The sequence below is a fragment of the Pseudomonas sp. LS.1a genome, assembly GCF_022533585.1.
In the GTDB taxonomy this organism is placed as follows: Bacteria; Pseudomonadota; Gammaproteobacteria; order Pseudomonadales; family Pseudomonadaceae; genus Aquipseudomonas.
On the sequence record NZ_CP092827.1, the window covers coordinates 3,499,249 to 3,525,948 of the forward strand.

Annotated in this window: 28 protein-coding genes; 12 read left to right on the plus strand and 16 right to left on the minus strand. The window is 62.7% G+C overall.

Annotated elements, in window-relative coordinates; translation table 11 throughout:
• The first annotated feature begins 254 nt into the window (after positions 1 to 254).
• On the plus strand, positions 255 to 1,163 hold the full coding sequence (locus MKK04_RS16005) for a LysR family transcriptional regulator (RefSeq protein ID WP_063913754.1): 909 nt from the start codon (positions 255 to 257) through the stop codon (positions 1,161 to 1,163).
• Between the two features lie 88 nt (positions 1,164 to 1,251).
• Positions 1,252 to 1,647, plus strand: coding sequence for a hypothetical protein (locus MKK04_RS16010; protein ID WP_241105665.1), 396 nt, complete (start codon positions 1,252 to 1,254; stop codon positions 1,645 to 1,647).
• A gap of 72 nt (positions 1,648 to 1,719) precedes the next feature.
• Here the strand turns inward: MKK04_RS16010 and MKK04_RS16015 are convergent, their stop codons facing one another.
• The 4 genes from MKK04_RS16015 to MKK04_RS16030 all read right to left on the minus strand — a co-directional run bounded on the left by MKK04_RS16015 (position 1,720) and on the right by MKK04_RS16030 (position 4,720).
• Positions 1,720 to 2,001, minus strand: a complete 282-nt coding sequence (locus tag MKK04_RS16015; RefSeq protein ID WP_241105666.1) for a type II toxin-antitoxin system RelE family toxin — start codon at positions 1,999 to 2,001, stop codon at positions 1,720 to 1,722.
• Positions 1,991 to 2,236 (minus strand): type II toxin-antitoxin system Phd/YefM family antitoxin, encoded by a 246-nt coding sequence (locus tag MKK04_RS16020; protein ID WP_063913757.1) that lies wholly within the window; start codon positions 2,234 to 2,236, stop codon positions 1,991 to 1,993. Before MKK04_RS16020 ends, MKK04_RS16015 begins: the two co-directional genes overlap by 11 nt.
• 153 nt (positions 2,237 to 2,389) lie before the next feature.
• Positions 2,390 to 3,496, minus strand: a complete 1,107-nt coding sequence (locus tag MKK04_RS16025; RefSeq protein ID WP_241105667.1) for an alkene reductase — start codon at positions 3,494 to 3,496, stop codon at positions 2,390 to 2,392.
• Positions 3,497 to 3,526: 30 nt separating this feature from the next.
• Positions 3,527 to 4,720, minus strand: a complete 1,194-nt coding sequence (locus tag MKK04_RS16030) for an MFS transporter (protein WP_241105668.1) — start codon at positions 4,718 to 4,720, stop codon at positions 3,527 to 3,529.
• A gap of 382 nt (positions 4,721 to 5,102) precedes the next feature.
• Between MKK04_RS16030 and MKK04_RS16035 the strand changes: the two genes are divergently transcribed.
• From MKK04_RS16035 to MKK04_RS16055, 5 genes are all read left to right on the plus strand, one after another.
• On the plus strand, positions 5,103 to 6,020 hold the full coding sequence (locus MKK04_RS16035) for a LysR family transcriptional regulator (protein ID WP_241105669.1): 918 nt from the start codon (positions 5,103 to 5,105) through the stop codon (positions 6,018 to 6,020).
• 92 nt (positions 6,021 to 6,112) lie between these two features.
• Positions 6,113 to 6,910: an SDR family NAD(P)-dependent oxidoreductase gene (locus MKK04_RS16040; protein WP_207836255.1), complete on the plus strand. Its 798-nt coding sequence runs from the start codon at positions 6,113 to 6,115 to the stop codon at positions 6,908 to 6,910.
• Positions 6,911 to 6,968: 58 nt separating this feature from the next.
• Positions 6,969 to 7,361, plus strand: a complete 393-nt coding sequence (locus MKK04_RS16045; RefSeq protein WP_233687997.1) for a hypothetical protein — start codon at positions 6,969 to 6,971, stop codon at positions 7,359 to 7,361.
• A 106-nt stretch (positions 7,362 to 7,467) separates the two neighbouring features.
• The gene (locus tag MKK04_RS16050; protein WP_241105670.1) at positions 7,468 to 8,010 is read left to right on the plus strand and encodes a WYL domain-containing protein; all 543 of its coding nucleotides are present in this window, start codon (positions 7,468 to 7,470) and stop codon (positions 8,008 to 8,010) included.
• 98 nt (positions 8,011 to 8,108) lie between these two features.
• Positions 8,109 to 9,044, plus strand: a complete 936-nt coding sequence (locus MKK04_RS16055; protein WP_233693553.1) for a cyclase family protein — start codon at positions 8,109 to 8,111, stop codon at positions 9,042 to 9,044.
• A 156-nt stretch (positions 9,045 to 9,200) separates the two neighbouring features.
• On the opposite strand, the gene MKK04_RS16060 is transcribed toward MKK04_RS16055, so the two are convergent.
• From MKK04_RS16060 to MKK04_RS16070, 3 genes are read right to left on the minus strand one after another with little or no spacing between them, the layout of a single operon-like run.
• The gene (locus MKK04_RS16060; RefSeq protein WP_207836261.1) at positions 9,201 to 9,977 is read right to left on the minus strand and encodes an SDR family oxidoreductase; all 777 of its coding nucleotides are present in this window, start codon (positions 9,975 to 9,977) and stop codon (positions 9,201 to 9,203) included.
• A 33-nt stretch (positions 9,978 to 10,010) separates the two neighbouring features.
• A complete protein-coding gene (locus tag MKK04_RS16065) occupies positions 10,011 to 10,325 on the minus strand; it encodes an NIPSNAP family protein (RefSeq protein WP_013972037.1) in 315 nt (104 codons plus the stop codon).
• A 21-nt stretch (positions 10,326 to 10,346) separates the two neighbouring features.
• Positions 10,347 to 11,510, minus strand: coding sequence for an iron-containing alcohol dehydrogenase (locus tag MKK04_RS16070; RefSeq protein ID WP_241105671.1), 1,164 nt, complete (start codon positions 11,508 to 11,510; stop codon positions 10,347 to 10,349).
• A 266-nt stretch (positions 11,511 to 11,776) separates the two neighbouring features.
• Between MKK04_RS16070 and MKK04_RS16075 the strand changes: the two genes are divergently transcribed.
• Positions 11,777 to 13,081: an MFS transporter gene (locus MKK04_RS16075; protein ID WP_241105672.1), complete on the plus strand. Its 1,305-nt coding sequence runs from the start codon at positions 11,777 to 11,779 to the stop codon at positions 13,079 to 13,081.
• A gap of 121 nt (positions 13,082 to 13,202) precedes the next feature.
• Here MKK04_RS16075 and MKK04_RS16080 read toward each other — a convergent pair whose 3' ends face one another.
• From MKK04_RS16080 to MKK04_RS16090, 3 genes are all read right to left on the minus strand, one after another.
• Positions 13,203 to 14,123, minus strand: coding sequence for a LysR family transcriptional regulator (locus MKK04_RS16080; RefSeq protein WP_063913767.1), 921 nt, complete (start codon positions 14,121 to 14,123; stop codon positions 13,203 to 13,205).
• 111 nt (positions 14,124 to 14,234) lie between these two features.
• Complete coding sequence (locus MKK04_RS16085; RefSeq protein WP_207836282.1) at positions 14,235 to 14,957, minus strand: hypothetical protein; 723 nt, start codon at positions 14,955 to 14,957, stop codon at positions 14,235 to 14,237.
• A 79-nt stretch (positions 14,958 to 15,036) separates the two neighbouring features.
• Positions 15,037 to 15,339, minus strand: coding sequence for a DUF3077 domain-containing protein (locus MKK04_RS16090; RefSeq protein ID WP_233693556.1), 303 nt, complete (start codon positions 15,337 to 15,339; stop codon positions 15,037 to 15,039).
• A gap of 198 nt (positions 15,340 to 15,537) precedes the next feature.
• Between MKK04_RS16090 and MKK04_RS16095 the strand changes: the two genes are divergently transcribed.
• Entirely contained in the window at positions 15,538 to 16,161 is a 624-nt protein-coding gene (locus tag MKK04_RS16095) for a glutathione S-transferase family protein (protein ID WP_063913771.1), read from the plus strand.
• A gap of 67 nt (positions 16,162 to 16,228) precedes the next feature.
• Here MKK04_RS16095 and MKK04_RS16100 read toward each other — a convergent pair whose 3' ends face one another.
• On the minus strand, positions 16,229 to 17,404 hold the full coding sequence (locus MKK04_RS16100) for an MFS transporter (RefSeq protein WP_233693558.1): 1,176 nt from the start codon (positions 17,402 to 17,404) through the stop codon (positions 16,229 to 16,231).
• A gap of 94 nt (positions 17,405 to 17,498) precedes the next feature.
• Here MKK04_RS16100 and MKK04_RS16105 point away from each other — a divergent pair, with 94 nt between their 5' ends.
• The 3 genes from MKK04_RS16105 to MKK04_RS16115 all read left to right on the plus strand — a co-directional run bounded on the left by MKK04_RS16105 (position 17,499) and on the right by MKK04_RS16115 (position 20,168).
• Positions 17,499 to 18,413: a LysR substrate-binding domain-containing protein gene (locus MKK04_RS16105; protein WP_063913773.1), complete on the plus strand. Its 915-nt coding sequence runs from the start codon at positions 17,499 to 17,501 to the stop codon at positions 18,411 to 18,413.
• A gap of 214 nt (positions 18,414 to 18,627) precedes the next feature.
• Positions 18,628 to 19,119, plus strand: coding sequence for a DUF1543 domain-containing protein (locus MKK04_RS16110; protein WP_207836768.1), 492 nt, complete (start codon positions 18,628 to 18,630; stop codon positions 19,117 to 19,119).
• A 62-nt stretch (positions 19,120 to 19,181) separates the two neighbouring features.
• Positions 19,182 to 20,168 (plus strand): 5'-nucleotidase, encoded by a 987-nt coding sequence (locus tag MKK04_RS16115; RefSeq protein WP_207836770.1) that lies wholly within the window; start codon positions 19,182 to 19,184, stop codon positions 20,166 to 20,168.
• 138 nt (positions 20,169 to 20,306) lie between these two features.
• Here MKK04_RS16115 and MKK04_RS16120 read toward each other — a convergent pair whose 3' ends face one another.
• From MKK04_RS16120 to MKK04_RS16140, 5 genes are all read right to left on the minus strand, one after another.
• The gene (locus MKK04_RS16120) at positions 20,307 to 20,975 is read right to left on the minus strand and encodes an OmpA/MotB family protein (RefSeq protein ID WP_207836773.1); all 669 of its coding nucleotides are present in this window, start codon (positions 20,973 to 20,975) and stop codon (positions 20,307 to 20,309) included.
• A gap of 12 nt (positions 20,976 to 20,987) precedes the next feature.
• The gene (locus MKK04_RS16125) at positions 20,988 to 23,021 is read right to left on the minus strand and encodes a hypothetical protein (RefSeq protein WP_207836776.1); all 2,034 of its coding nucleotides are present in this window, start codon (positions 23,019 to 23,021) and stop codon (positions 20,988 to 20,990) included.
• The gene (locus MKK04_RS16130; RefSeq protein ID WP_207836778.1) at positions 23,018 to 24,289 is read right to left on the minus strand and encodes a hypothetical protein; all 1,272 of its coding nucleotides are present in this window, start codon (positions 24,287 to 24,289) and stop codon (positions 23,018 to 23,020) included. The genes MKK04_RS16125 and MKK04_RS16130 overlap by 4 nt, the downstream gene beginning before the upstream one ends.
• Positions 24,290 to 24,310: 21 nt before the next feature.
• Positions 24,311 to 25,153 carry an ATP-binding protein gene (locus MKK04_RS16135; RefSeq protein WP_241105673.1) on the minus strand — a complete coding sequence of 281 codons (843 nt, stop codon included), beginning with the start codon at positions 25,151 to 25,153 and terminating at the stop codon, positions 24,311 to 24,313.
• A 454-nt stretch (positions 25,154 to 25,607) separates the two neighbouring features.
• Positions 25,608 to 26,672, minus strand: coding sequence for a hypothetical protein (locus MKK04_RS16140; protein WP_233686832.1), 1,065 nt, complete (start codon positions 26,670 to 26,672; stop codon positions 25,608 to 25,610).
• Positions 26,673 to 26,700 lie beyond the last annotated feature (28 nt).

The following is a 26,700-nucleotide window of genomic DNA, read 5'->3' on the forward strand; positions in this document are numbered from 1 at the left end:
GGGGGCACGGTGGCGCTCTTGTGGCGCTTGGCCTGCTGGTCTGGTGTTGGCTTCTTCGCGGGTAAACCCGCTCCCACAGGGATTGCACAAGGTCTGCAAGCGCTGCAGTACCTGTGGGAGCGGGTTTACCCGCGAAGAGGCCAGCACCGATGCAACAGGCCTCAATACCTGCGATTTATCGGCCCGGGGCTATGATTAGTCAATTTTCTATTTATTATTCGCACTATTAGCCTTGCTTATTATCGAGCCCCGCCATGCCCGACCGCCTGCTCAACGACCGCCTCGACTGGAACCTGCTGCGCACCTTCCGGGTCATCGGCCAGGAGCTGTCCATCAGCCGCGCCGCCGCCCGCCTGCACCTCACCCAGCCGGCAGTGAGCCAGGCACTCAAGCGCCTGGAGGAGCAACTTGGCCGCCAACTCATCGCCCGTCGCGGGCCGCGTTTCGTTCTGACCGAAATGGGCGAGCAGCTGTTCCAGCTTGCCGGCGAGGTCTATGGGCAGATGTCGCAGATCGGCGGCTTGCTGGAGCAGCCGGCGGACGAACTGGTGGGCAAGGTACGCCTGTTGATGATCAGCCGTATCGTCAACGAACGCTTCGACGACTTCCTCGCCGATTTCCACCGCCAGCACCCGCGGGTGGAGCTGGAGATCGACGTGATGCGCAGCTCCGACATCGTCGCCGCCTTGCAGGAAAAAACCGCCACGGCGGGCCTCAGCCTGAACCGGCGTGCGCAGCCACGGCTGGAGCAACGGTTGTTCCTGCGCCAGCGCTATGCGTTCTTCTGTGGCAAGCACCATGCCCTGTTCGGCCAGGACGAAGGCGACCTGCAGCGGGAGAACTTCGTCAGTTTCACCAGTGACCAGATTGGCGGCATGCTGTCGCCACTGACCATTTTCCGCGACCAGCAAGGGTTTGCCGGGCGGATCGTGGCGTCGTCACCGAGCCTTGAAGAAGTGCGCCGGCTGGTGATTGCCGGGTTTGGCATAGGTTGCCTGCCCGAGCATGTGGTGGCACCGGATGTAGACGCCGGGTTGCTGTGGAAGCTGCCGCCGCAGGAAGGGATTGCCGATGTGGATATCCACCTGTTGTGGAACAGGGAGCAGCGCTTCAGCCGCGCGGAAGAGGTGTTTATCGAGGCGTTGCAGCAAAGCCTTGACTGAACACAGAGGTGAGGCGGGCCAGCACTGGACACAATGATGGCCAATTAGTAGCATCCAGGCCAACTGAACATTACGGACAATCTCAGTCATGGATCGAACTACCGGGATCATCAAGCGCCCTATTCATCACCCCATCCGCCCCTTGATCACCTGGGAAGAAGCATGGAAAGGACCCGACGAGGGCTTGATCCGGTGCTGGGAGATCGGCCGTGAGCGGGCTCTGACTCAGCCAGAACTTGCCCGCCACTGTGTCGATGGCGCACTCCCGGTGCTAGGTTGGAAAGGTGGTCATGATCGCGCCTTGAAAAAACCGATGAAGTACGGTTCGTTCAAGTATCTGGCGCAATGGCAGGGCCTTCGCGGCGAAGATCTGTTCATCGATACGCGAACAGAGCTCACCCTGACCTGTAATCACACCGGCATGCTGACAACGTTCACACCGGACCAGGAAAAATACGCCAACGCTGTGATGCTGATGGAATAGCAACGAGGAACGGTAAGCGAAGCGCATTCGTAGCGCGCGGCGTTTGCAGGATGGCTACACCACTGATGATGTTTACCGCTTCTGAGCGGATCGATACACCTCGCTACGCTCGCGCTTGCCAACCGATACCACCACTACAACGATACGCTCGTCCTCGACTCGATAGACGAGGCGATATCCAGAGGCCTTGAGCTTGATTTTGTAGTGGTTCGGCAGGTCACGCAGCGCGTCGGCCTGTACCTTGGGTGACTGCAGGCGCTCGGCGAGTTTTTTCTTGATCTGTTCGCGCACGGTCTGGCCTAGCTTGCCCCACTCTTTCATTGCCGAAGGCAGGAATTCGAGTTTATAGGTCATCCAGGGAAACCGGTACGCCTTGTTCACCCAGCCTCGACTTTGCCAGTTCGCTCAATTCGAGATCTTCCAAGCGTTCCATCATGGCCTCGTACAGTTCGGCCGGCACCATGTAACCCATCACGCGGTTGTGATTGAGCACGGCGACGGGCATACCCGCAGCGCCGGTCATCACCGCGGATGGGTTCTTTTTCAGTTCCGACACGCTTACAGCCACGTCAGCGAATATGTTTTGCATGTTTGCACCCTCAATAGAGAGCCATATTTTGGTTCATATATAGGACACAAACAAGCACCTCGATTGCAGCTTCGCACTGACATCGCCGGGGCCGCGTTGCGGGCCTATCGCGGCACAAGGCCGCCCCTGCAAAAGTCCGCGCGAAGGCTTGTATCAGGCTGTTGCCAGTGCCGGGTAGTCGGTCAGGCCATGGGCATCACCGCCAAACAACGTAGCCCGTTCGTGTTCCGCCAAGGGCGCATTCAGCTTCAGCCGTGCCGGCAGATCCGGGTTGGCCACGAATGGCCGGCCAAAACCGATCAGGTCAGCCCAGCCCTCCTCCAGCGCACGCCGTGCACGTTCGCCGGTGTACTTGCCGGCATACACCATCACCCCGGGGAACACCGCCCGCAGTTGTTGCTTGAAGTCCACCGGCATGTCCGGCGCGTCATCCCAGTCGGCTTCGGCAATGTGCAGGTAGCTGATGCCGATTTCGCCCAGGCGCTGGGCCGCTGCGGTATAGGTGGTGACCGGGTCGGCATCGACACAACCATTGAGGGTGGTCAGCGGCGCCAGGCGTACGCCTACGCGCTGAGCGTTGCCCGTGCCTTCGACCAGCGCGCGGGTGACCTGGTCGAGGAAACGCAGGCGGTTTTCCAGCGAGCCGCCGTAGCGGTCGGTGCGGTCGTTGGCACCAGAATCGAGGAACTGGTTGACCAGGTAACCGTTGGCCGCGTGCAACTCGACACCGTCAAAACCGGCCGCCATGGCATTGCGCGCGGCCTGGCGGTACTGCTCGATGATCTCGACAATTTCCGCTTCGCTCAACGCGCGCGGTTTGGAGGCCTGGACAAAGCCTGGGGTGCCGTCGGCATTGTCGATGAACACATTCACACCTTCGGCTTGCATCGCCGAGGACGACACCGGTGCCTGGCCGCCGAGCAGGCTGCTGTGGCTGAGGCGGCCGACGTGCCAGAGCTGGGCAAAGATGCGCCCGCCCGCGGCATGCACCGCCTCGGTGACCAGGCGCCAGCCGTCAATCTGCGCCTGGGTGTGAATGCCCGGGGTGCGGGCGTAGCCCTTGCCCAGCGGCGAGATCCAGGTGCCTTCACTGACGATCAGCCCGGCACTGGCGCGTTGTGCGTAGTACTCGGCCATCAGCGCGGTCGGTACATCGCCAGGCTGGGCGGCGCGGGAGCGGGTCATCGGCGGCATCAGTACGCGGTTGGGCAGGTTCAGGGCGCCGAGTTGCAGGGGTTGGAACAGCGGATCTTGAGTCATGGCGAGCATCTCCGTAAGTCGAATCAGGGGTCAGGCGCGGCTGACGACAGGTTGTGGCTGGGCAGGCACGCGGCGGTCGAGACGGCCGCTGTACAGGGTCAGGGCCAGGGCTCCGAGGGTGACCAGTGCGGCGATCCAGGGGGTGTGGCCGAGGCCGAGTTGCTGCACCACCTGGGCACCGCCCCAGGAACCACCGGCCACACCCAGGTTGAAGGCGGCCATGTTGAAACCGGCGGCCACGTCGACGGCATCGGGGGCGACCTTTTCCGCCTGCTGCACTACGTACACCTGCAGGCCCGGCACATTGCCGAAGGCCACTGCGCCCCAGGCCAGCACGGTCACTACCACCAGCACCGGATGCGGCGCGGTGAAGGTCAGCGCGAGCAGCACCATGGCCAGCAGCAGGAAGATGATCGACAGTGCCTTGACCGGGCCTTTGCGGTCGGCCAGGCGGCCGCCCCAGATGTTGCCCAGGGCAACCGATACGCCGTAGGCGAGCAGCACCAGGGCAACGCTGTTGGCGCCGAAGCCGGCGATGTCCTGCAGGATCGGGGCAAGGAAGGTGAAGGCGACCAGCGAGCCGCCGTAACCCACGGCGGTCATGGCATACACCAGCAGCAGGCGCGGTTGCAGCATCACCCGCAATTGGCGCAGCAGCGGTGCCGGCTGGCTGTGCTGGATGCGCTTGGGCACGAACAGCAGCGCGCCGAGCAGCGCCACCAGGCCGAACGCGGCCACCACCAGGAAGGTCACGCGCCAGCCGAAGTGCTGGCCGATGAAGGTACCCAGCGGAATGCCGGTGACGAAGGCCACGGTCATGCCACTGAACATGGTGGCGATGGCGCTGGCGGCTTTTTCTTTCGGCACCAGGCTGGTGGCGATGATCGAGCCGACCGAGAAGAACACCCCGTGGGCCAGGCCGGTGAGGATGCGCGCCATGATCAGCGATTCGTAGCTGGGCGCCTGCCAGGCCACCAGGTTACCGGCGGTGAACAGCGCCATCAGGCCGACCAGCAACAGCTTGCGCGGTACGCGGCCGGTCATGGCGGTGAGCAGGGGTGCGCCGATGGCGACGCTGAGGGCGTAAAGGCTGACCAGCAGGCCGGCCGAAGGCAGGGTGACCGCCAGGTCATTGGCGATGGTCGGGATGAGGCCGACGATCACGAACTCCGTGGTGCCGATGGCGAAGGCCGCCAAGGTCAGGGCTAACAAGGCGAGAGGCATTTGAGAATCACCTGTGGAAGGTTGGGATGGGTGAATTCTCGGGGGGACGCGGGGATGGGAAAAAGACGGGGGCGGGACAATGAGTTTTGCCTCTGAAGCAAAGGTGGTGGTCGGGCTGTTGCGAAAGGATCAAGCTTTTGTGGGGCCTGGACAGATGCATTCGCGGGCACGCCCGCTCCCACAGGTACTGCGCTGCATTTGAAACAGCGCGGTACCTGTGGGAGCGGGCGTGCCCGCGAATGGAGGGCAAAGCCCTCCCCTTGGGTTGAACACCGCCAAGTCCTGGTCGGCATGCTCAACCGACGAAGTGAGCGCATCCATGGCTGGCCAGATCGAGACCGCCAAAGTCATAATCATCAACAGTTAAGTCCCCGGAGGTCTCATGCAAGATCTACGTCAGTTGCGTTACTTCGTGGCCGTCGCCGAATGCGAGAACGTCGGCCGGGCCGCCGAGCAGCTGCATATTTCCCAATCTCCCCTCAGCCGGCAGATCGCCCAGCTGGAGGACAACCTGGGCCTGGCCCTGTTCGAACGGCGCAACCAGCGCCTGTACCTGACCAGGGACGGGCGCACCTTCCTGACCGAGGCACGTGGCCTGCTCAAGCATGCCGAGCGCCTGGAATCGCTGGGCAAGCGCCTGGGCCGCGGCGAGGAAGGCGGGCTGTGCATCGGTTACATCAACCACGCCATTCATGCCGGCGTGCTGCCTGGCGCGGTGCGGGCCATTCGTGGCGAGCGCCCGAACATTCACATTGCGCTGTACAACATGCCCCCCAACGAGCAGTTCGAAGGCCTGCGTCAGCGCAGCCTGGACATTGCCCTGGTCTGCGAGCCGCCGCCAAAGAACGACCCCGACCTGCGCGGCCAGCCGGTACTGGACGACCCGTTGTTGCTGGCCATCCCGGCCGCGCACCCGCTGGCCAGCAAGGCCCGGCTGACCCCCGCCGACCTGCATGAGCAGGAATGGATCATCACCGGTGGTCAGCCCGACCAGGTCAACAAGCGCGACGATTTCATTGCCCGTTGTGGTGATGCCGGTTTCACCCCGCGCCTGTCGCTGGAGGCTACCGACCCGCTGAGCGTACTCGGCCTGGTGTCCGCCGGCCTGGGCCTGGCCATGGTGCAAAGCAGCCTGTCGGCCAGCGCCGGGCCAACCGTGGTGCTGCGCAAGCTGGACTGGTTCCAGCCCAGCGAGCAGTTGTGGGCGGTCTGGCACCAGGTCGACTTGCGGCCAATCGTGGGCATTTTCCGCGAGCGGGTGCTGGCATTGGCCGAGGAAGGGCTTGATAAGTCCATGTAGGTCTTAACTCAGTCGAATTACGTCTTTTACAGTCTGACTGCGCTTCACTAGGATGGCTCCTATCGATGCAACCCAACCACAGGAGCCATTCCATGAACATCGACCTCGGCGGACGCACCGCCATCATCAGCGGCTCGACCGGCGGTATTGGCCTGGCTATCGCCCGCGGCCTGGCCCGCGCAAACGCCGACGTAGTCATTGCCGGCCGCAGCCAGAAGTCGCTGGATGCCGCCCTGGCCGAACTGCGCGAGCAAGGTGGGAGTGGGCAGATCCACGGCGTGGTCGCCGACCTGGGCACCGCCGCCGGTGCCGACACCCTGTTCGCCGCCCACCCACGGGCCGACATTCTGGTCAACAACCTGGGCATCTACGACGACGTCGACTTCTTCGACGTGGCCGACAGCGAGTGGACGCGCTTCTACGACACCAACGTGCTGAGCGGCGTGCGTCTGGCCCGTCACTATGCCCCGGGCATGGTCGAGAAAGGTTGGGGGCGGATCCTGTTCATCTCCTCGGAATCGGGCATCGCCATCCCTGCCGACATGATCAACTACGGCGTCACCAAGGCTGCCAACCTGGCGGTATCGCATGGCCTGGCCAAGCGCCTGGCCGGCACCGGGGTAACCGTGAACGCAGTACTGCCCGGCCCAACCCTGACCGACGGCGTGGCTGCGCTGGTAGCCGATGCAGCCCAGGCGTCCGGGCGCAGCATTCGTGAAGAAGCCGACAACTTCGTGCGTACCGCACGGCCGAGCTCGATCATCCAGCGCGCCGCCGATGTCGACGAAGTCGCCCACCTGGCGGTGTACCTCGCCTCCCCTTACTCCTCCGCCACCACCGGCGCAGCGCTGCGGGTCGACGGCGGCGTGGTCGACAGCCTGGCTATCTGAATTCAACCCCGGCTACCCGTCCACCGAAGCGCTGTTCAAGGCCCTCGGCGTAAGCGGCGTGTTCGACTACCACGACGCCGACTGGCAGAACCAACTGCAGGCCGCCCTGGGCGAGCGCCCGCTGCATGCCCTGTTCGACACCGTCAGCGGCGCCCATGCCGGCAGCCTTGCCTACCTGCTCGGCTACAACGGCCAGGAAACCGCACCAACGCCCGCCTTCAGCACGGCGATCTCGCTGCATGAAGTGGCGCTCAACAGCATTCATGCCCACGGCCGGCTGGCGGATCGCCAGGCCCTGCGCGTGGCCGGTGAACGACTGCTGCAGGCCGTCGCCGATGGCCGCCTGATCGCGCCACAGCGCCGAGAGTTCGCCTTCTCGGCATTGCCACAGGCTCTGCAGCAGCTGAAAGAAGGCCTAGGCGCAGGCAAATGGGTGACACGCCTCGACTAACAGCCGTGAGGAGAACTTGGATCCCATTCCGTGACAAGGTATGCTGACCGATAGCTAAACGCCACTACTCAGGCAGGCTTCGTGCCTGCCTTCAAGGACGAGCCCTTTGCCCAGCCACCCTACCCGTCACACCATCGCCCGCCAGTGGCAGTTGCTCAAGCTGCTGCCCGGCCGTCACCCAGGGATGAGTTCCACCCAGCTGCAGGCGGCCCTGATAACCGTTGGCCATATCACCAGCAAACGCACCGTCGAACGCGACCTGGTCGAGCTCGCGGCGCTGTTCCCGCTGCAGTGCAACAGCAAAGGCATGCCCTACGGCTGGTACTGGCAACCGGGCCTGAGCCTGGGTGAAGCGCAGCAGCTGCAGCCCGATGCGCTCACACCCCCGGAACAGGTTGAGTTGCACGCCTGGGTCGATGCTGCGCTTGCCAGGCGCCTGGAAGCGTCGCCACTGTCGGCAGATATGCAACTGACGCCGCAAGCGGACGGCGGCGCCACGCTGGTCGCCACCGTCGACGACAACCGCGCGCTGATGGGCTGGCTGCTGTCCCAGGCCGGCTCGATCCGCGTGCAGGCGCCGCAGGCACTGCGCCAGGCCATGCTCGAACAGTTGCGCCAGAGCCTGGCGCTGCACGAGAGTGGTTGTTGATCGGCAAGCAAAAGTCATTGTCCCCCGGGCCGCTTTTTCCCATAGCGGGCCCTGCGCAGAATCTGCTCCTGACAACGCCTCACCATCAGGAGTACCCGATGAAACGCTTCAAGCCCCTGCTGCTCGCCGTCGCCCTGGCGAGCACTGCCCAGGCCACCCTGGCCGCCGACTGGCAGACCTCGCCCTACGGCAAACAGGATGAAATCGGCGCCGCCAACCTGCTCACTCCCGAAGTGGTCAGGCAGGCGGTCGGCCTGGTCAAGACCGGCAAGACCTACCCGCTGGCCGTGCCGGTGAGCAAGGACCTGCCAGCCTTCCGCCACCGCAGCTTCCACCTGTACAACATCCAGCCCGGCGAGCAGGCTGGCCAGACCCTGGGCCGCAACAAGTTCACGTTCAACGATGAACTGGTCAACGGTTGGACCGGCGTCGGCACCCAGCTCAACGGCATCGGCCACATCGGTATCGACAACGTCTACTACAACGGCAACAAGGCGGCCGACTTCGTCACCGTCGAAGGCGTGACCAAGCTGGGTGTGGAGAAAGTACCGCCCATGGTCACCCGCGGCGTGGTGCTGGACATGACCGCTCACTACGGCAAAGCCATCGTGCCGGGCGGCACCTCGATCACCGTCGATGACATCAAGGCCGTGCTGAAGAAAGAAGGCATTACCCTGCGCAAGGGTGACGTGGTGCTGTTCAACACCGGTTGGCTGGAACTGATCGGCAAGGACAACCAGCAGTTCCTCGCCACCGAACCGGGCATCGACCTGCCGGCGGCCGAGTGGCTGGCGGACCAGGGCATCGTTGCCTTTGGTGGCGACACCTGGGCGTCGGAGGTGTACCCGAACCCGACCGGTGAAGAATTCCCGGTCAACCAGTTCATGCTGGCCAAGCGTGGCATCTACAACCTTGAGCTGATCGACACCCGCGCGCTGGTGAAGGACAAGGCGTTCGAGTTCCTGTTCGTGCTTGGGCAGCCGCTGTACAAGGGCTCGACCCAGGTGAACATCAACCCCGTAGCGATTCACTGATCGCCGCACCTCAAGGCTGACGCGGTACCCGTGGGAGCGGGTTTACCCGCGAACACCGCCGAAGCCGGTGCCATACACCGTGTCGCCTTGTTCGCGGGTGAACCCGCTCCCACAGGGGCCTGCATTTTGTTTCGAATGACAGTTCAGTCAGGCGATTCAGAAGGTACCGGGATACGCCCCGCCATCGATCAGCAGGTTCTGCCCGGTGATGTACCCGGCATGCGCACTGCACAGGAACGCGCAGTAGGCGCCGAACTCATCGGCACTACCAAAGCGCGCCGCCGGGATAGCCTTGCGCCGGGACTGTGCGGTGGCTTCTACATCGCCACCTGCCGCCTTCAAGGTCTTCTGCAGGCGCGCTGTGTCGAACGCCCCCGGCAGCAGATTATTCAGCGTCACGTTACTGCCCGCCAGGCGCTGCTGACGGGCCAGGCCGGCGATGAAGCCGGTCAGGCCACTGCGTGCGCCATTGGACAAGCCAAGAATATCGATCGGCGCCTTCACCGCACCGGAGGTGATGTTCACCACCCGGCCGAACCCGCGCTCGGCCATGCCATCGACCACCGCCTTGATCAGCTCGATGGGGGTAAGCATGTTGGCGTCCAGTGCCTTCAGCCAGTCCTCACGCCCCCAGTCACGGAAGTCACCCGGTGGCGGGCCTCCGGCGTTGTTGACCAGGATATCCACCTGCGGGCAGGCTGCCAGCAGCGCCTGGCGCACCTCGGCGTCGGCGACATCCCCGGCCACGGTGCGCACCTCGATGCCCGGGCAGGCCGCGCGCAACTCGGCAGCGGTCTGCTCCAGGGTGGCCTGGGTGCGGGCATTGATGACCAGGTTGACGCCTTCTTTGCCCAGCGCTTCGGCGCAGCCTTTGCCCAGGCCCTGGCTGGCCGCGCAGACGATGGCCCAGCGGCCGGTAATGCCTAGATCCATTGGGTTGCTCCTTGATGCAATGCAGTTACAGGGTCACTGGATCGGCGAAAACGCGGCAGGCATCAACAGCTTCGATTCCATCCGCACCAGCATCGGAAAGGCCACCGGGATGAAGCGCTCCAGCCAGTCCGCATCGCGGTACAGGGCGGCGCGGCGCTCGATGCGGTCGTCAAGGCTCTCGTAGGCCCAGATGTGCACCACCTGGTTCAGTTCGCCAATCTCGGTATACCACCAGCCCACCAGCTTGGCGTAGCGTGAGATCACCGGCAAGCCTTCCTTTTCGAAGTGCTCCAGGTATTGCTTCATCTTGCCGATGTGCAGGGTGTAGGTACGCATTTCATAGAACATGGTCGTGGTTCCGCTAAAGGTTCAGAGGTTGCCGTGGTAGGCGTCGGTGATCAGGCGCTCGACATCGCGCGCCGTGGTCAGGCGTGGGTTGACCAGCACGTTGCCGCTGCGCATCGAGTCGCTGACCATCTGCGGCAGGAACTCCAGGTCCACACCCAGTTCACGGATGGTCGCGGGAATGCCGATGGCCTGGTTCAGGGCCACCACCGCCTCTACCGTGCGCGCCGCGGCCTGCTCCACGCTGAGCCCGGTCACATCGGCGCCCAGGGCAATGGCGATGTCGCGGAAGCGCTCCGGGCAGGCCGGCAGGTTGAACTTGATCACGTAAGGCAGCAGGGCGGCGTTGGCGATGCCATGGGGAATGTTGAACACCCCACCGAAGGTATGGGAAATGGCATGCACGTTGCCCAGCCTGGATTGCGAGAACGCCACCCCGGCCAGGAACGAGCCGAGCAGCATCTGCTCGCGGGCGTCCATGTCGGTGCCGACGAAGTAGGTTTTTTCCAGGCTGCCGGCAATCATGCGAATGGCTTGCAGGGCCATGGCCTGGCTGATCGGGTTGGCCTGGCGCGACACATACGACTCGATGGCGTGGGTCAGCGCATCCATGCCGGTGGCGGCGGTGATGGCCGCGGGCAGTTTCAGGGTCAGTGCCGGGTCGAGAATGGCCAGGCGCGGGAACAGCCGCGGGCTGACGATCACCGTCTTGAACAGCGTGCGCTTGTTGGTGAACACGGTCGACGCGGTGCATTCGCTGCCGGTACCGGAGGTAGTCGGGATGGCGAAGATCGGCAGCGGTGGCTGGGTCAGTTTGTCGTAACCCTCGTAGTCGAGGATGTTGCCAGGGTTGGTGGCCATCGCCGCCACGCCCTTGGCGGTGTCGATGCTACTACCGCCGCCCACGCCGATCACAGAGGTGCAATTGCGCGCTTTCAGCAGTGCGACGGCAGCGTCCAGCACGTCGGTGCTGGGGTTGGCTTCAACGTCTGAAAACAGCTGGTAGTCGATACCCGCCTGCTCCAGCGAGGCGAAGAAACCGGCCAGGATGCCAGCGTCGATCAGGCCCTGGTCGGTGACCACCAGCAGGGGGCCGTCCAGGTACGGTTTGAGCAGCGCACCGGCCTGGTCGGCCAGGCCCGCGCCACATTTGGCAAGGGTGGGGAAATGGAACTGGAATTGGCTCATGAGGGGTCCTCAGGCAACTGCGTTGTTCTTGTTGTGCCCACCGTGACGCTGGCGGGCCGTGCCGGGGCAATCTAGAGCGCGGGCCAGGGCCGCCGATAATGAAAAGAGCTGATCCGCCAATAACCACTGCTTATCCCCTGCCCGGGTAATAAGCAGGCGTTATTGGCGGATCAGCTCTTTTCATTACCCGCCCCGCCGGCAGCGCTCCAACAATCGGCCTGCGTAGCTGCTACGCCTCCCGATAATCACAACAACGAGCTCCCGCGATGAAGACCATCCCCTCCCCGGCCGACCTGGCGCTGCCCGCCGCGGCCCCGATGACCACGGTGCGCTGGCGCATCTTCCTGATCCTGTTGCTGCTGACCGCAATCAACTACATCGACCGCGCCTCGCTGTCGGTGGCGCTGCCGCTGATCGCCCCCGAATTCAACCTGACACCGGCCATGGAAGGGCTGATGCTCAGTGCGTTCTTCTGGTCGTATGCCTTGATGCAGATCCCTGGCGGCCTGCTGCTGGACCGCTTCCACACCCGCGGCATCATTGGCGCGGCAACCGTGGCCTGGGGCCTGTTCCAGGCGCTGGGCGCGGCCTCGCACAACTGGCTGGTACTGCTACTGACGCGCATCGGCCTGGGCGTGGCCGAGTCGCCGATCATGCCCGCCGGGGCCAAGCTCAATGGTGCCTGGCTGACGCCTAACGAACGTGGCCGTGGCGCAGTACTGGTGGACGGCGGCGCGCCGCTGGGCAGCGCCCTGGGGGCGATCCTGATTTCCGGGTTGATTGCCTGGCTGGGCTCTTGGCGATTGGCCTTCGTGGTGGCGGGGGTCGGTACCGTACTGGCCGGCATCCTGGCGTGGAAGTACATCCGCAACCACCCCAGCGAGCACCCAGGGGTGAACGAGGCCGAGCTGCGCCACATCACCGAAGGCAACGCCAGCGCCCATGCCGCGGCAGCCAAGGCCAGCCTGCCGCTGCGCGAGCTGCTCAAGGACCGTTCGATCTTTGCCATGTTCGCCGGCTACAGCTGCATCCTGGCGGTGTTCTATGGCCTGCTGACCTGGATGCCAAGCTACCTGCACAAGGCCCACGGCCTGAACATCTCGGCCATGGGTGGGGCGACCTTCCTGATCTTCATGTGCGGGTTTGTCGGCGAGCTGATCGGCGGCTGGATCGGTGACCGCTGGCGGGCCAGCGGTGCCTCGCCGAACCTGGTGATGCGCACCCTGTTCAGCGGTTCGGCGCTGGTGGCAGCGGTGTGCATCCTGGCAGCAGCCTATGCGGGCGAAACCGTCGCGGTGATCAGCCTGCTGTGCGTGGCGATGTTCTTCATCCGTTGGTGCGGGATGTACTGGTGCCTGCCGGCGATCATCGGCGGGCCGTCGCGCACCGGCGTGCTGGGTGGCACCATGAACTTCTGCGGCAACATGGCCGGGGTGCTGGTACCGATCGTGATCGGGCTGATCGTGCAGTTCACCGGGGATTACTTCTTTGCGCTGATCTTCTTCGTGGTGGCGGCGGTGTTGATTGCGGTGTTTTCCAGCTTGATCGATTACCGCGAGCGGCAGTTCTGAGGTTTGGGATTGCAAGCCCCTGTGGGAGCGGGCGAGCCCGCGAAGCAGGCAACGCGGTGGATGGCACCGGCTGCGCCGGTGTTCGCGGGCTCGCCCGCTCCCACAGGGGCCGCTACAGGTTTCAACCGGCAGTCAACTCCTCTACCAGCAAGCGCGCCGCCGGTGACAGCGGCGCTGCCACCCGGTGCACGATGCCGAACGGCTCGCTCAGTGCCCGCAGCTGCACTGCCAGCGACACCAGCAAGCCGCGCTGCTCGGCAAAGGCCGCCACCGCGCTGGGGATCACCGCCACCAGCGTCGGGTCATCCTCCAGCAGCATGAAGGTGGCGAAGGTGGAGAAGGTTTCCAGCGGGTAGCGTGGCACCTCCACCCCCGCTTCGCTCAACTCACGCTCCAGCGCCTGGCGCATGGGCATGTTGGCCGGGTAGACAATCCAGCGGTACTGGCTCAGGTCGCCGACTTCCAGCGCCGCTACCCCGGCCAGCGGGTGCCGTGGGTGCGCGACCACCGCCAGCGGCTCCTGGGCCAGTTCGACAAAGGCATAGTCTGCCGCGTTGCGGCCCAGCCCTGGCCGGCAGATGGCCAGGTCCAGGCGCCCTTCATCGAGCTGGGCCAGCAGGTTGGCACTGGTGTTTTCGGCGATCTCCACCGCCAGTTGCGGCTGCCTGCTGCGCAGCCGCCCGAGGGCGCCGACCAGGGTCGGCATGGCACCCATGATGCTGCCTACCGCCAGCCGCCCGCCCTGGCCCTGGACAATGCCCAGCACCTCTTCGCGCAAGTGCCCCAGGTCGCTGTGGATCAACCGCGCATAACGCACCACGCAACGACCTACGTCATTGGCCACCAGCCCGCTGGGCAGGCGCTGGAACAACGGCACACCCAGCACCTCCTCTACCTCGCGCAAGGCCTTGGTGGCCCCGGGCTGGGAAATCGCCATGGCCTCGGCCGCCTTGTGCAGGGAGCCGCAGCGGTCCAGTTCGATGAGCAGGCGTAACTGACGCAGGCGCAGGCGGGAGAAAATGGAGTCCAGGGAAGGGATCATCGGGCAGGCTCGGCATAGGTCTTGTAATGCCGAGCACTATAGAGGGTTGTCAACGGGCGATTGTTGAGTTTGCGGCAAATGACCCTTGACCTGAAGGCACGCCCGCCGGGGCTATACCACGCGGCGCCGCGACAGGCAGGCATACCCCAGGCCCAGCACGCTGACCGCCAATACGCCCAGCAGTACCATCAGCTCACGGCTGTAGCGGGCCACCCAGGCCGGGAAGCCGATGACCTCGCGGTACACCTGCACATCGGCCTTACCATTGGCGTGACTGATGCTGACCCCGCTCTGGCGGATCTGCGAGTAGTCCGCATCGAAGTACACCCATACCTTGCACGCGCCACCCGGCTCGATGGCGGGGATATCCACTTGCATGGTGGCGGTTTCCAGGATGGTGTCGTTGCCCGCAGCGTCGCGCACCTGCACCAGGCCCTTGGCTGGCAGGCGGATTTTCACCTGACGCACCTGTGCATCACCACTGTTGCGCAATTCGATGAGCAAACCGGTGCGGTGGTCGACCAGCCCGGCCTCGAAGGGCTTGGCGAACAGTTGGGCATAGGGTGCCTGGGCCATTTCGATCAGGCGCTCGACCTGATCGTGGCTCAGCCCGCCCTCGCTGATGGTGTTGATACGCCCCTGCAACTGCTCGTACTTGAGCTGCTCGCTGGCCTTGCTGATGCGTTCGCTGAACTGGCTGGGATAGGTGAGGTAGGCATAGGTCAGCGATGCCTCCAGGCGCGGGTTGCCTCTGAGCAGCCCATAGACGGCCAGCAGAACCATCAGGCCAAGCAGCACGGCTACCAGAAGTTTCCCCACCTTGTCCCAGCTCAATGCGAACTTCCTTCTGTCGTGATTCAGACGATTCAAGCTGACCAAGGGTGCCAAGTTCACGGCCCCCAGGCAAGCCTGACTAAGGCTGCTCCTCACCTGCCCGTGCCTGGCGCAACTGATGCAACTGGCCGTCGATCAACGCCTTGGCCATACCTGCCAGATAGTACGTGGCCTGCATCATCACCTTGCGGTCGCCAGGCCGGTCGATGGCCTTGCGGGTGAGTTCGGTAATGCAGCCCATGATGCTTGAGGCTTCCATCAGCGCCGTCCGCATTGGCAGCTGCGGTTTCATCTGCACCAGTTCGGCACCGCCGTTGCCAAAACGGCCCGCTGCGCGCACGACATTAAGGTTGCTGCCTTCTTTCGGAGTGTCTTTGTCCATGTCCATTCCTCGGGGTTACGAGCGTGCCGAGACTAGGGCGCTACCTGCCACGCCACAATCACCTTGGGGGTGGAAAGGCTTACTTTCGGAAATGGACTACAAGAATCCTACAAAGGGGACGCTCTGCCACCGGCCAGGCTCTTGACCGGCACCCGGCAGTGACGGACGATCAAGTTCCCCCACACAAGGACGAACACCATGCTACGGATACTGGGCAGAGCCTCTTCCATCAATGTACGAAAAGTCCTGTGGGCGTGCGCCGAGTTCGAGGTTCCGTTCGAGCGCGAAGACTGGGGGGCGGGCTTCAAGCCCACGGACAGCGCCGAGTTCCTTGCGTTGAACCCCAACGCCATGATCCCGGTGATCCAGGATGGCGACTTCACCCTGTGGGAATCCAACAGCATCATCCGCTACCTGGCCACGCGCTACGGCGCCACCGCGTTCTACCCGGGCGAAGCGCAGGCGCGGGCCAGGATCGACCAGTGGATCGACTGGCAGGCCTCGGACCTCAACCGCTCCTGGAGCTACGCGTTCATGTCACTGGTCAGGCACTCGCCCGCCCACCAGGACCCTCAGGCCCTCGCCGCCGGCTGTGCGGACTGGGCGCGCTACATGCACATTCTCGACCGCCAGCTGGCGGCCACCGGTGCCTATGTGGCCGGCAGCCAGTTCACCCTGGCCGACATTCCCATCGGCCTGTCCGTCAACCGCTGGTTCGAAACACCGTTCGAGCACCCGCACCTGCCGGCCGTGCGCGACTATTACGAGCGGTTGAGCGAGCGCCCGGCCTATCACCTGCACGGCCGCAACGGTACGCCGTGATGGCAACATTGTGGGAGCGGCCTTGCGTCGCGAAAGGGGCGCAAAGCGCCCCCAGGATCTCAGCCCCTTAAACTGCTACCCGATCCCTCAACGCCACCGCCCGCCCACGCCAGGCAAACATCAAGACCATTACCAATCCAACCGCCGCCATCGCCGCCCCCGCCAGGGAAACCGCCGAATACCCCAGCCCGGCATTGATCACCGCCCCACCCAGCGCCGCACCAATCGCGTTACCCAGGTTGAACGCCCCAATGTTCACCGCCGACGCCAGGTTGGGCGCATCCTTGGCCGCCTCCATCACCCGCATCTGCAGCGGCGGCACCAGGGCAAAGCTGGCCGCACCCCACACCAGGATCGCCAGCGCAGTCGGCAGCGGCCAGCCCATCACCAGCGGGAACACCAGCAACACCGCAATCAGCACGGCCAGTGACAGCATCAGGGTGCGGTCGATCGAGCGGTCCGCGGCCTTGCCACCCCACACGTTGCCCAAGGTCAGGCCGACACCGAACAACACCAGCATGGCCGTGACGAAGGTGGTGGACGCGGCCGCCTCGCTCTGCAAGATCGGCGCGATATAGGTGAATACCGTGAACATCGCGCTGGAGCCCACCACGGTCAGCAGCAATGCCGCCAGCACCGGCCCGCGACCCAGCACGCGGATTTCGGCCATGGCCCCGTCACCCTTGGGCGACGGCACATGGGGCAGTGCATACCAGAGGCTTGTCATTGCCACCAGGCCGAGCCCGGCGATGCCCCAGAATGCCGTGCGCCAACCCAGCATTTCACCGAACCAGGTCGCCAGCGGCACACCGCCGATGGTGGCCAGGGTCAACCCCATGAACATGGCGGCCACGGCCCCGGCGCGCTTCTCGGGCGGCACCACGCTGGCCGCGACGATCGAGCCGATGCCAAAGAACGCACCGTGGTTGAGCGAGGTGACCACGCGGGCGACCAGCAGACTGGCGTAGTCGCTGGCCAGGGCCGACATCAGGTTGCCCAGGGTGAAGATGGCCATCAGGCCGATCAACAGGTAACGCCGCGGGACCTTCACCGTGGCCAGGGTCATCAGCGGTGCCCCGATCAGCACACCGATCGCATAGGCACTGACCAACAGCCCGGCAGCCGGGATTGAGACGCCAAGGTCGGTGGCGATGCTGGGCAACATGCCCATGGGGGCGAACTCGGTGACACCGATGCCAAAGGCACCGATGGCGAGTGCGACAAGCGGTGGATTGATACGCATGGCAAACTCCTTATCTGTGCTGCAAATGCTACGATCCGAAGCTGAGCCGCACTAGACTGCGTTTTTGCGAACCACCTTTGCTCAAGAGGCACAAATGGACTTCAGTGGAAGATCCGGAGAGATGGAAATATTTGCCAAGGTGGCACAAGAGGGCAGCCTGTCTGCCGCCGCCCGGGCGCTGGGGCTGACGCCTTCGGCGGTCAGCCGCATCCTCGCGCGCACCGAACAGCGGCTGGGCACCCGCCTGCTGCTACGCACCACCCGGGCGATCACTCTCACGCCCGAGGGCGAAGCGTACCTGCGCGGTGCGCGGCGGGTGCTGGCCGACATGCTCGAAGTGGAAGAGGCCATCACCGACCAGGGCGTGCCACGCGGGCGCTTGCGCGTCAGCGCAGCGCTGGGCCATGGCCGGCTGACCGTGGTGCCGTTGCTGGCAGCGTTCAGCGCGCGCTACCCGCAGGTGCTGGTCGACCTTACCCTCAGTGACGAAGTGGCCGACATTCTCGGCGGCCAGGCCGACGTGGCGCTGCGCTTCGGCCACCTGCCGGACAGCTCGTTGAGCGCCCGCGCCATTGGCGAAACCGGCCAGGTGATCGTCGCCTCGCCCGCATACCTGGCGCGCTGTGGGACGCCGCTTGTGCCGGAGGACCTGGCCCGGCACAACTGCCTGCGCTTCAACTTCCGCCGCGCCGCCCCCGACTGGCCATTCCGCCGCGACGGGCAGGCGTTCTCATTGAAGGTGACGGGCAATATCGAATGCAGCAGCGGCGAAGCCCTGGCGCAGTTGGCCAGGCTCGGCGCCGGCGTAGCGCGCATCGGTACCTTTACCGTGGCCGATGACCTGGCCAGCGGTCAGCTGGTGCCGTTGCTGGAGGCGTACAACCCCGGTGATCGGGAGCCGATTCATGCAGTGTTCGTCGGCGGCCCGGCAATGCCGGCGCGGGTGCGGGTGTTCGTGGATTTTCTGGTGGAGCAACTGTCAGGCCGGAGCTGTCGCGAAGAGAACTGAATTCGCAAGCGGTGCGCATACCCAGTGGGAGCGGCTTTAGCCGCGAAGAAGCCAACGCGGTGCATGGCACCGGCTGCGCCGGTGTTCGCGGCTAAAGCCGCTCCCACAGGGTCCCTGCCAATTCAATGAGTCATGTGCAGTTCCATGAAAGCGGCATCCGCGAATCAGGCAGTACAATGACGCACTTTTACATCAGCCATGCAAAGGACCGCCCATGCTTTACGTCGTCATGCTCGGAGGCCGTCACCCCGGCGCCAAGATCGAAGTCCACGATGTGGTGTTCGCCCAGGCCGACACCTTCGAACAGGCCTACCCGCAATTGCGCCAGGCCTGGTTCGGCAGCCCGCGAGGTTTGCATATCGATTCGTGGCTGGAAGTGCACGGTATCGACGGCCAACGCATCGAACTGCGCCAGCAGCCCCCTGCCCCTGGTGCGCTGCGCCTGTACTTCATCAACCTCGGTGGCTACGAACGCGAGGTATTCGGCGAGGCCCACCGCTACCTGCTGGTCACCGCCCACAACAAGGCCGAGGCCAAGGCCCTGGGCAAGCAACGCATGCAGGCGGACTGGCTGAAGCCGCATACCGATGCCTTGCTGGATGTCGACGATTGCCTGGCGATCGACCAGGTGGCCGGCCAGTTCGTGCACCTGGTCGAAGGCGCACACGAGCCGGTGGTGGTGCGTAACGACTACATCCTGATCTGACGCCGACAGCGCCGCGAAGCGCGCGGTACACTTGCCTTCAGCTCACGCTCAGGAGTTGTTTCATGCCCTACCCCATCGAACAGAAACTGGTCATTGGCGTTGCTTCGAGTGCGCTGTTCGACCTCACCGTCTCGGACGACATCTACCAGACCCAGGGCGTCGAGGCTTACCGCCAGCATCAGCAGCAGAACCTGGACGAACCGTTCCCCAAGGGCGTGGCGTTCCCGTTCATTCGCCGCTTCCTGAGCATCAACCAGGCCTTCCCCGAGCAGTTGCCGGTGGAGGTGGTGCTGCTGTCGCGCAATTCGCCGGAAACCGGCCTGCGGGTGTTTCGCTCGATCAGCCACTACCAGCTGGACATCACCCGCGCGGCGTTCATGTCGGGCCGCTCGCCCTACGAGTACATCCCGGCGTTCAATGCCTCGCTGTTCCTCAGCGCCAACGAGGAGGATGTGCAGAAAGCCATCGACGCCGACTACCCGGCCGGGCGGGTGCTGCCGACACGCATCTACGATGACGAGATCGACACCGAACTGCGGGTGGCCTTCGACTTTGACGGGGTGATTGCCGATGACGAGGCCGAGCGCGTGTACAAGCGCGACGACAACCTGGACGAGTTTCAGGAGCACGAGCGGGCGCGCAAGGGCATCCCGCATTCGCCGGGGCCGTTGGCGGACCTGTACCGCAAGCTTTCGCTGATTCGCATGCTCGAGGACCGCAAGTTGGCCGAGGACCCGGCGTACAAACGGATTCTGCGGATTGCGATCGTGACAGCGCGCAATGCGCCTTCGCATGAGCGGGTGGTGACGACGTTGAAGGACTGGGGCGTATCGCCGGACGAGTGCTTCTTTTTGGGCGGGATGGAAAAGCCCAGGGTGTTGTCGATCCTGAAACCGCATGTGTTCTTTGATGACCAGCGCAGCCATTTGCAGTCGCCGGCGGGGGATTTGCCGATGGTGCACGTGCCGTTTGGGGTGGCGAATCGCGAGCGCTCGGCAGCGGACTCTGCGCTCGACGTGCCTGCTCCCACTTCGATCGCACCGATTTGATGTGATGTGCAGTACCTGTGGGAGCGGGCAAGTCGGGGCACCGAACCGCCGCGAAGGGTCGCAAAGCGGCCCAAATCTGTTCAGCTGGCTGGCATTAGGGCTCTGGGCTGGCGATTCGCATCGCCACCCCGGCTTTCTTCATTTCGCCAGATTGGGCCCGGGCTTTGGCTCTTCCGGGGTAATCCAGCGGACTTCGATACGGCGCTGCTGTGCATCCTCCGGCGCTATGCCCGGGATGGGCTGTGAGTCGCCATAACCTGCCACTACCACACGTCTTGCAGTAACAGGATCAAGATTACCGACGATTAGTTTGCGCGCTTCACGAGCACGGGCAGCAGAAAGCGTGAAATTGTCGTCGTAGACCGTGCAATTGGCTTCGAAGTTTGTCACCGGTCGCAGCACTGGCAAGTTGTCGGTGTGGCCTTCAATGTACACCTGCGCACCCCGAAACTGTGCCAGAAACTGCGTTACCGCCGCCTCGATGCTCTGGAAGGCTTCGCGGGACTGCTCGGTGATGCATGCACTGCCGCGACCGAACACCCCGTCACGCAGTGTCAGTTTCTGTGCGCCCAGGTCAAGGGCCACCAGGCTGGCACCGGCAGTACTATTGAGCGAGTCCTGCAGCGCGCCGAGCAACTGCTCGACTTTCTGCCGCTGGCTGGCACTGCTCTGAGCCTGTTCCTGTTGATACTTGAGGTCCGAATAGCTCTTCTGCAACACCGCCATCACCAGCAACAACATGACCACGGCCATGACCCCAGCCATCAGGTCGGCAATGGAAACCCATTCATTCGGTTTATCTTTCATCGCCGGTTACCTTCACTCGACCACCTCGTTCAGTGCCGCAACGGGTTGCGGGCGGTCGAGGGCATGAAGCTGGTCAATGATCTTCCTGAGCGACTGGGTAATTTCACTGCCGGTGCTGCGCTGCTGACTGTGTTGGGCCAGACTACTCAGCTCATCCAGACGCTGATCGATCGCTTGCAGATTGCGGCCGATCATGTCGACACGCGCAGTCAATGCATCCATGGCCGGTTGCAACGGACTGCTGTGCTGCATCGTCATGAGCTGCGCGACCAACTCCTTGATTTCGCTGGCGGCGAATTCGGCCTGCTGCGTGATCGATTCGTAACGACTGTCAAGGGCCACCATTCGTCGGCCGCTATCGGAAACAGCCTTGAGGCCAGAGAGGATTTTCTCACGCAGGTCGCCCACCAGGTGAGTCATGCCCTCCACATTGACTTGCAAGGTTTCACTGGAGCCCTGGAAGCTGGCATGAGCATTACGCTGCAGGTTCAGCGACTCCTCGTTAGACTTCTTCATGCCCTCCATGGTCTGGCCTACGTTGTTCGACAGGCTGTTGACCGCGGCGGAGATTCCCAGTGTGGCTTCGGACAGGCTGGCAGACATCTGTGTCATGTTGTTGGTGAAGCTGCTACCCATCAGGCCAATGGTCTCGCCGAGGTCTTGCTTGAGGTGACCAAGCACGCCAGCCACACCCTCCTTGAAATCACCAATGGCTTGCTGCAGGTCACCTGCCGAAGCACCGATGATGCTGGCGGCACTGGCCATCTGTTCAGCTGCACCAGAAATCGCAGCGAGGTTGCGGCTGTTGCTGTCAATCAAGTGTTCCATCGCCTGGCGGGTGGCCCGACCGTCTTCAAGCTGCTGCTGATTCTGCTCACCATGCTGTTGCAATCGGGTATCGATGCCGCTCAACGTAGTCAGCGCCAGTTCGCTGGTGCTGTTCAAGGTACTCAACACAGGGAGGGCAGTTTTCAGCAAGTCGCTGTTTACTTGCTGTACCTGCACGGTGTTTTGCAGAACCTCGTTGCCTGCCAACTGGTCCTTTTGCAGCTTCTGCAGATTGTGGTTGGCTGCCTGTTGCTCCTGGAGTAGCCCCTGCAGTGTTTGATTGCCAGCTTGCTGCGCCTGCAGGACATCATCCCGGATCTGGTTACCTGCCTGGGTTTCCTGTACCAGGGTCTGCAGAACCTGGTGTCCAGACAACTGATCCTCTTGCAGTTTCAGCACGTTGTGGTTGGCTGCCTGCTGCTCTTGTAACAGCCCTTGCAGGGTCTTGTTACCGGTTTGCTGTTCGTGCAGCGACGCTTGCAGTGGCACAAGCAAGGCATCGATGCTGGCACGATTGTCCGTAAGCGCCTGCTGGGTCGTTGCGGCATGCAGTTTGAGCAGACGTACCTGCAACTCCAGCAACTGCCGCTGGCTCTCGTTCTGGCTGGCAAGATTGACATCAAAACGAGTCAATGTCTCAAACAGCCTCGTCTGTACATGTTGGCGCTCTTCCTGACGTTGCAGACGGCTGCTGTCGAAGGCACGCTTCATCTGCCCGACACACCAGCGAAGACGCCGCTCTTCATAGCCGTTGCTGGCCGCATAGGCTTTGAGTAGCAAGAAGGCGAGAATGCCCCAGGTGGACGTTTTGAATTTGGTGCCAAGGCCCTCCATCATGCCCATGAGGTTGGCCATGGCGTTATCCATGCCACCCCCGGCGTTGGCTTCGACCAGAATCGTCGACGCCTTGTTCAAAGCGATACCCAGGCCCAGGAAGGTACCCAGCAACCCCAGGATCAACAAGATCCCGGGCATGAACTCGGCCATTTTTTCACCAGGGCTGGCCACAGCAGCACTGATTTCATTCAGCGAGCCGTGCTCGACGTCCAGGTCATTCTGGCCGCCGCCATTCCACTTGCGCTCCCAGGTCCGCTCCCGTGCGCCAAGCTGCAAGGCGACCACTGTCACCAGCGAAAGTACGCCGATCAGCCCGGCGAACAACAGCTGTAGCGGGTCCGTCGAAGGCAGCAGGAAAGTAAGGATCTCCTGAAAACTCACGCTGCCACCTCGACCAGGCGGCCAGCACGCTCACGGCTGGCTTCTTCGAAGATGTTGGCGAAGTCGATGATCAGGCTCTGCTCATCTTCGGTCAGTTCTTCCCAGCGTTTGCCATGTTGAGCGCAGTCGATGATGATCATGCCGACCTCCTGGCTGTCACTGAGCAGGTAAGCGTCATCGGCAAAGTCTTCAGGCTGCTTTTCCAGCACCTGCAGGAAGCCCTCGGCGGCATAGACGTAGTTGCGCATTTCCTGGTTGCGCTTGCGCAGCTGATCCATCTGTGCCTTGAGGGCAGGCAGGCGAGCTTGAATTTCTGCCAAGGTCGCCTTGTCTTCGGCAGAGGGTTCACCGAGGTTCTGGCTGATCTTCAACTGGCGCTCTTGAACCTGGAGCCTGGCCACCGACTCACTGAGCGTTTTCCAGTCCTTCTCCTGCTGTTCGAGGTTGCAACCCCAAGCCATGATCAGCTCTTCGAAGACGAACGGAATCAGCTTTTTGCCGAAACGTGCATGGATCACTTCATCAAGGCGCACCGCCTGGTCATCGCTGACCAGGGGGTTGGCCTTGAGCAACTCTGCGCCAATCTCTACCAGGAACAGATCGTCACGGTTGATCGCCTCCAGGTCCTGCGCATGAATCAGGCGCTGCTCGGTATCCTTGAGCAACTTTTGCGAAGCGCGCAGGCGCAGGTAATGGTCGAAATCGCTGATGTTGTTGTTTTCCAGCACTTGCTGGATACGCGTGCTCAACTGGGCATACTGGGTAATCAGGGTTGCCAGGTCGAGGGCACGGCCAGCTTCGCCGCGCACGTCCTCACGGGCTTCGCGCAACACTTCCTCGTGAGCCGCAGCCTGCTCCATTTCCTTGTCGTTCAAGAAGATATCGCGCAGCATTTTCGCTTTGGCAATGGCCCACTCGACAGCAGCTTTTACCTGCTTGGCCAGCGCGCTCTTTTCCCAGTTCAGCAACGCTTCAAGGGCCTTGTCGAAGGCCCGTATGGCAGTCGCCACCCAAGGGAAGGTCGGCAGTGCAACGGTCGCCCATTCGGCAGCAATTTTCAGCGCTGGCCTGACCACATTAGCGATGAAGGGCTTGACCTTGCTCCATACCTCCTTGACCTTGCCAACAAAGGACTCTGCCTTGGTTGCCATCCAGTCCAGGGCGTCCCTGGCCTTTTCACGAACGTTGTCGAACGTTGTGCGCACCACCTCTACCGCCGCTGAACCAACGCTCTTGATGGCGCTCCAGCAATCCGAAAAAAAGCCCATTGTTCAATCCTCGTGATGTCGTCAGTCGATACCCAGCAGGGCCTTGGCCCGCTTGGCATCCTTGGTAGCGTGGGTATTCGGGATGGCGACCTGCCGTTGGGCGGTCTGCACTTCGTCGATGGCCTGCTGAATATGGGCCATCTGCAATTGCGCCGGACCGCCTTCCTGCTCAGCAGCCAGCAGGACCTTGGGTAACGCCAGGCGCATGCAGGTGCGGATCTCTCGTCCGGACAGCCCCTCGGATTGCATGGCCGCTTCGCTCAACAGCAAATCGCGGGGTGAACCCAAGGGGATCTGCTCGACCAGAAAGCGCGACCACAACTGCTCGCGGGCGGCCAGGTCTGGAAGGTTGAATTCGATGTGATAGCCGATTCGGCTGCGAAATGCCTCATCGTAATTGCCAGGAAAGTTGGTGGCGAAAACAACAATCCCTTCATAGCGCTCAAGCTCGATCAACAGCGTCGAGCGCATCGCATTGACCTCGTTATCGACACCCTGGGTAACCGAAGACAAACGCTTGCCGAGCAAGGTATCGGCTTCATCGAAAAACAACAGGGCGCCGGTCTCGGTCGCCTGGGCGAACGCAGCCTGGATATTGCGTGCGGTATCGCCCATGAACTTGCTTTCCAGTTCGGCAATGCCCAGCGCCATGAACGGTAACCCAAGCTGACCCGCCAACGCTTCAGCGCACAGGGTTTTTCCTGTACCCGGTGGGCCATAGAAGTTGAGGATGGCAGTCATGCCCATCGGGTCGACTGCGGCGAAGCCCCAATCCTGGTAGATGGTGCGATGAAAGCGCAGGCGCGCCAGACATTCGTCCAGCTGTAGCCGTGTCTTGGCCGGCAGCACCAGGTCATCTTTCAAGCTGAAACGTGTGGGCCTCAGGGTGAAAGCAGGGGCGTTGCAAGATGGATCGGCCGCGCGTGGTGGCACCGGAATCTGGCCGGGGGCGTTATCGTGCATGGATTTAGCCTGAGAGACATGGAGCGCGGGGGAAGACCGTTTTACCGACTGGAGCCGTGCTCAGATGAAAATGCGATGGGGAACGAAACGTGAAAGGTGCCCGAGAGCAAACTGCGGGCGACGTCGCAGGCACGCATGGCTGAGGTGGCGTGCTTGAAGCTGGACCTTGCGGTGTTCGCAGCCACGCTTACCAAAGTGCCTCGCTGGCGCATCCAATGCTTGATCATCCTTGAAACCCATGGCGTTTTGACGTCAAAGTGATGGCGAGATTACTATGATAAATAGCCATTTGCCACCACCCTTTTCAATCTTCAGCAAGGCTTTCGTTCGATAACTTCGAACGCACTGTTGTGGCTTATGCGGCCGGGGACTGATAGGCCCCAACCACGTCATTACCCCGCATCTCGATCGTCAATACGACGGGCGACTGCTGCTCAACCAGCAATTGCTGCATCTGCCCGATATCGCTTTTCGTACTTGCCATGAACAATGGCAGCGCATCCTCCTCCCACTCTCTCAACGACAAGCGGTTTGCCTGGATTGTGGATTGGGAGTCCAGGTAGGAGGTAAGGCCTTTGACCCGAGCCTGGACAGCACGCTTGAAATTGGACAATTGCCCACGCTCCCCCAGGAAGTCAGCCGCAACCTTTTCCAGCGTCGCCTGACGGTGCTTGACCACAGCAGCTTCGCCAGGGAATGAACTCAACAGCCGGCAGGCAACGAGACGAGTTCCCATACACAGCTTCCATTCCTCTGCTCGCGCATCGGATTCGCTCTGCATCTTTTTCAAGGCAGCCGTCAATCCAGCCGTCGTCTCGAACAGGCCTGGTGCCTTATGTTCCACGGCCTTCTGGGCCAACTTGGTCAGCTCATCCTCCACGTGGTCATTAATCACCTCCAAATCCAGTTCGATGTCCTCCAGCTTCTGCCTGATTGCAGGGTTCAATTCACCTGCCAGGACCAGAGGGGTGACTTGTCGAAGGTACTTTAGGGCCCCTTTAACCTTGGATTTGCGCTCCTCGACCAGGAACGTGGCAATGCCTTCCACCCCTGCCTGTATCTCGCTGAGCTTGGCACTGATATCTGCCAGATGCTTTTGTGCAACGACTGCAGAGGCGATCTGGAACATCGCAGCAGAGCTGACCAATTGCTGGAGCCGTTCAGGCTCGAACAAAGTCGCATGCTCACGAATCCTTCCACCCTGAATCGAGAAGGCCCGGAAGCCCTCCCCATTCGCTGCGGCGGCGAGCGGGCCATCGATGACCACTTGCATGTAACGAGACTGGGCAACGTCCTGAGCGACGACCAGATTGGGCAGTGTTTGCAGCAATGGAGCCAATCGGTCGATGCCCAACTTGCTGGCATCCACCTTTTCGGCGCCGGCGGGAACAAGTTGTTCCGTGACAAGATTGACACTCATCAGGGGCTGCTCGGCAGATCGCCCTATC

What these genes read in the sequence shown, in the direction of transcription:
- MKK04_RS16005 (WP_063913754.1), top strand. Translation starts at nt 255, where the DNA reads ATGCCCGACCGCCTGCTCAACGACCGCCTCGACTGGAACCTGCTGCGC.
- MKK04_RS16010 (WP_241105665.1), top strand. Translation starts at nt 1,252, where the DNA reads ATGGATCGAACTACCGGGATCATCAAGCGCCCTATTCATCACCCCATC.
- MKK04_RS16015 (WP_241105666.1), bottom strand. Translation starts at nt 2,001, where the DNA reads ATGACCTATAAACTCGAATTCCTGCCTTCGGCAATGAAAGAGTGGGGC.
- MKK04_RS16020 (WP_063913757.1), bottom strand. Translation starts at nt 2,236, where the DNA reads ATGCAAAACATATTCGCTGACGTGGCTGTAAGCGTGTCGGAACTGAAA.
- MKK04_RS16025 (WP_241105667.1), bottom strand. Translation starts at nt 3,496, where the DNA reads ATGACTCAAGATCCGCTGTTCCAACCCCTGCAACTCGGCGCCCTGAAC.
- MKK04_RS16030 (WP_241105668.1), bottom strand. Translation starts at nt 4,720, where the DNA reads ATGCCTCTCGCCTTGTTAGCCCTGACCTTGGCGGCCTTCGCCATCGGC.
- MKK04_RS16035 (WP_241105669.1), top strand. Translation starts at nt 5,103, where the DNA reads ATGCAAGATCTACGTCAGTTGCGTTACTTCGTGGCCGTCGCCGAATGC.
- MKK04_RS16040 (WP_207836255.1), top strand. Translation starts at nt 6,113, where the DNA reads ATGAACATCGACCTCGGCGGACGCACCGCCATCATCAGCGGCTCGACC.
- MKK04_RS16055 (WP_233693553.1), top strand. Translation starts at nt 8,109, where the DNA reads ATGAAACGCTTCAAGCCCCTGCTGCTCGCCGTCGCCCTGGCGAGCACT.
- MKK04_RS16060 (WP_207836261.1), bottom strand. Translation starts at nt 9,977, where the DNA reads ATGGATCTAGGCATTACCGGCCGCTGGGCCATCGTCTGCGCGGCCAGC.
- MKK04_RS16065 (WP_013972037.1), bottom strand. Translation starts at nt 10,325, where the DNA reads ATGTTCTATGAAATGCGTACCTACACCCTGCACATCGGCAAGATGAAG.
- MKK04_RS16070 (WP_241105671.1), bottom strand. Translation starts at nt 11,510, where the DNA reads ATGAGCCAATTCCAGTTCCATTTCCCCACCCTTGCCAAATGTGGCGCG.
- MKK04_RS16075 (WP_241105672.1), top strand. Translation starts at nt 11,777, where the DNA reads ATGAAGACCATCCCCTCCCCGGCCGACCTGGCGCTGCCCGCCGCGGCC.
- MKK04_RS16080 (WP_063913767.1), bottom strand. Translation starts at nt 14,123, where the DNA reads ATGATCCCTTCCCTGGACTCCATTTTCTCCCGCCTGCGCCTGCGTCAG.
- MKK04_RS16090 (WP_233693556.1), bottom strand. Translation starts at nt 15,339, where the DNA reads ATGGACAAAGACACTCCGAAAGAAGGCAGCAACCTTAATGTCGTGCGC.
- MKK04_RS16095 (WP_063913771.1), top strand. Translation starts at nt 15,538, where the DNA reads ATGCTACGGATACTGGGCAGAGCCTCTTCCATCAATGTACGAAAAGTC.
- MKK04_RS16100 (WP_233693558.1), bottom strand. Translation starts at nt 17,404, where the DNA reads ATGCGTATCAATCCACCGCTTGTCGCACTCGCCATCGGTGCCTTTGGC.
- MKK04_RS16105 (WP_063913773.1), top strand. Translation starts at nt 17,499, where the DNA reads ATGGACTTCAGTGGAAGATCCGGAGAGATGGAAATATTTGCCAAGGTG.
- MKK04_RS16110 (WP_207836768.1), top strand. Translation starts at nt 18,628, where the DNA reads ATGCTTTACGTCGTCATGCTCGGAGGCCGTCACCCCGGCGCCAAGATC.
- MKK04_RS16115 (WP_207836770.1), top strand. Translation starts at nt 19,182, where the DNA reads ATGCCCTACCCCATCGAACAGAAACTGGTCATTGGCGTTGCTTCGAGT.
- MKK04_RS16120 (WP_207836773.1), bottom strand. Translation starts at nt 20,975, where the DNA reads ATGAAAGATAAACCGAATGAATGGGTTTCCATTGCCGACCTGATGGCT.
- MKK04_RS16130 (WP_207836778.1), bottom strand. Translation starts at nt 24,289, where the DNA reads ATGGGCTTTTTTTCGGATTGCTGGAGCGCCATCAAGAGCGTTGGTTCA.
- MKK04_RS16140 (WP_233686832.1), bottom strand. Translation starts at nt 26,672, where the DNA reads ATGAGTGTCAATCTTGTCACGGAACAACTTGTTCCCGCCGGCGCCGAA.